2 protein-coding genes are annotated in these 2,286 nt (G+C 48.1%); one reads left to right on the top strand and one right to left on the bottom strand.

Annotation, left to right across the window (positions count from 1 at the left end):
• Nucleotides 1–97 precede the first annotated feature (97 nt).
• Nucleotides 98–1,501, top strand: coding sequence for an ISNCY-like element ISKpn21 family transposase (locus ACOT1A_RS24485; protein ID WP_001567368.1), 1,404 nt, complete (start codon nt 98–100; stop codon nt 1,499–1,501).
• A gap of 28 nt (nt 1,502–1,529) precedes the next feature.
• Here the strand turns inward: ACOT1A_RS24485 and ACOT1A_RS24490 are convergent, their stop codons facing one another.
• Entirely contained in the window at nt 1,530–2,162 is a 633-nt protein-coding gene (locus ACOT1A_RS24490) for a DUF6904 family protein (RefSeq protein ID WP_001567369.1), read from the bottom strand.
• Nucleotides 2,163–2,286: the final 124 nt, after the last annotated feature.

Here is a 2,286-nt window from a genome sequence, read left to right on the forward strand (position 1 = left end):
TGTAATGGCTCAATAGTAATGTCCGCCTGTGGCTCAATTCAGATGTCCGCGCTATGGTAAGCTTCACTGGTCCGTTTAAACTACCGGGAGGCATATCATGAGCGCAGAAAGCTCAGGAGTGTTTACTTTGAAAGAGATCAACCGGATCAAGATTATACAGGACGTCATTGAACGTCGCATCACAACGCGCCGTGCGGCCGAGCACCTCGGTATCAGCGACAGGCAATGCCGCAGACTTCTTGCCCGTTACCGTGAAGGCGGACCGCTTGGTATGGCCAGCAGACGATGTGGCATGCGTGGTAACCGCCAGTTGCCACCCGGGCTCGCAGATCAGGCTCTGGAACTGATCAAGACGCGTTATGCTGATTTCGGTCCGACTCTGGCGCGTGAAAAGCTCGAAGAACTCCACGGACTGTTTCTTGGCAAAGAAACTGTCCGGCGCATCATGGTGCGGGCTGGCTTATGGGTTCCCCGTAAACAACGTGCCGCAAGGATCCCTCAACCACGGTACCGGCGTCCGTGTACTGGTGAGCTGATACAAATAGATGGCTGTGATCACGACTGGTTTGAAGGCCGTGGCCCGGCCTGCACCGCGCTGGTCTATGTTGATGATGCAACCAGCAAACTGATGGAACTGTTGTTTGTTAAATCGGAGTCCACGTTTTCTTACTTCGAAGCCACGCGGCGCTATATCGATAAGCATGGTAAACCGCTGGCACTGTACAGCGATAAAGCCGGTGTTTTTCGTGTTAACAATAAACACGCCACAGGCGGAGACGGGCATACTCAGTTTGGGCGAGCCATGCATGAACTGAACATCCAGACTATCTGTGCAGAAACCAGTCCCGCCAAAGGGCGTGTAGAACGAGCTCACCTCACTTTACAGGATCGTCTGGTCAAAGAGCTGCGGTTACAGGGCATTTGTTCAATGGAGGCTGCAAATGACTTCGCTGAGGCCTATATGGCTGACTATAACCGCCGTTTTGGCAAAGTACCGCGACATGATTTTGACGTACACCGTGCTGTAGAACATGATGAGGACCTGGGGCTTATTTTCACTGTTCGTGAAAAACGTAAAGTCTCAAAATCGTTGACGATACAATATGATAAAATGTTGTACCTGATTGAAGACAGCGAACTGAGTCGCCGTGCAATAGGTAAATATATCGATGTGTATCACTATCCTGATGGCAGAAAAGAGCTGCGCCTGAACGGTACGCTACTTCCCTACTCTACCTACGACCGACTGTCAGAAATCGACCAGGGCGCGATTGTCGATAACAAGCGTCTTGGCCGAACCCTGGAGTTTATCAGTCTGGTGCAGAGCAAGCGGGATAACACGCGCTCTCAGTCAATTCCCGCTGGAGATGGCCCTTCCCGACGACGGCCAAAGCAGGAAGGGAAGAAATCCCAGCGCTCACTGGATAATGATGACATGCTCGAAGCACTCAAACAGCTTCAGTCACGTTCAGAGGACATTTTTGGTAAAAGAGCCCGCTGATGGTACTCACTGGCCGGACAGTGGTTGCTCACCAGTTGATATTGTCCGGCCAGACCCATGATGTATTATTCATTTCGTTCAGCATCTTTATGTCCTGCTTTTCACGGGCATACTTACCCCATAATGAATGAAAAGAACGAACAATACTGATTAACTGCTTTTTTCTTTGCTCCGGAGATAGGCTGATAAAATAGCAGCACCTGCTGTCAATATTATCCTCAATGAAATTAAAATCAGAGTCTGATGCATATTTTACTGTTAGCATAATATCATTCGACGTTGTTCTCTCAGACTCTGTTAATGCTGATTCTATCAGGTATTCAAAGGCATACATGACAGACAGCTGGTTTTTGTCTGTCTGAATATAACCCATTGAGTTTCTGAGTATTGAGGACTGTACCAGGACCAGAGGCCATAAAAGCTCAACACCATAAAGCTTATATGTATCATGTTGATCATACTGATGTTGCTCAACACGACGATTACCTTCCCGTGCTTTACGAATATCATAGGCAAGGGATAACATAAATCCGTCTTTAACTTTAATCAGTGGGCTTTCATCCACGATGTAATGAATGAGTTCATGTAATTCATTCAGGGCTTCTGAATCTCCCCACAGTATAAAACCTGCATTGTTCGGCGTTAACTCGTATCGAAGCATGGGCTCAATCATCCTGTTGTTTCAGTCGGAGGAAAGTCTATCGGCTTTGTTGAATAAATCGAACTTTTGCTGAGTTGAAGGATCAGATCACGCATCTTCCCGACAACGCAGACCGTTCCGTGGC

Origin of the sequence: Enterobacter cloacae complex sp. SYL003 (genome assembly GCF_049236925.1) — a bacterium.
Classification (GTDB): Bacteria; Pseudomonadota; Gammaproteobacteria; order Enterobacterales; family Enterobacteriaceae; genus Enterobacter; species Enterobacter intestinihominis.

What these genes read in the sequence shown, in the direction of transcription:
- ACOT1A_RS24485 (WP_001567368.1), top strand. Translation starts at nt 98, where the DNA reads ATGAGCGCAGAAAGCTCAGGAGTGTTTACTTTGAAAGAGATCAACCGG.
- ACOT1A_RS24490 (WP_001567369.1), bottom strand. Translation starts at nt 2,162, where the DNA reads ATGCTTCGATACGAGTTAACGCCGAACAATGCAGGTTTTATACTGTGG.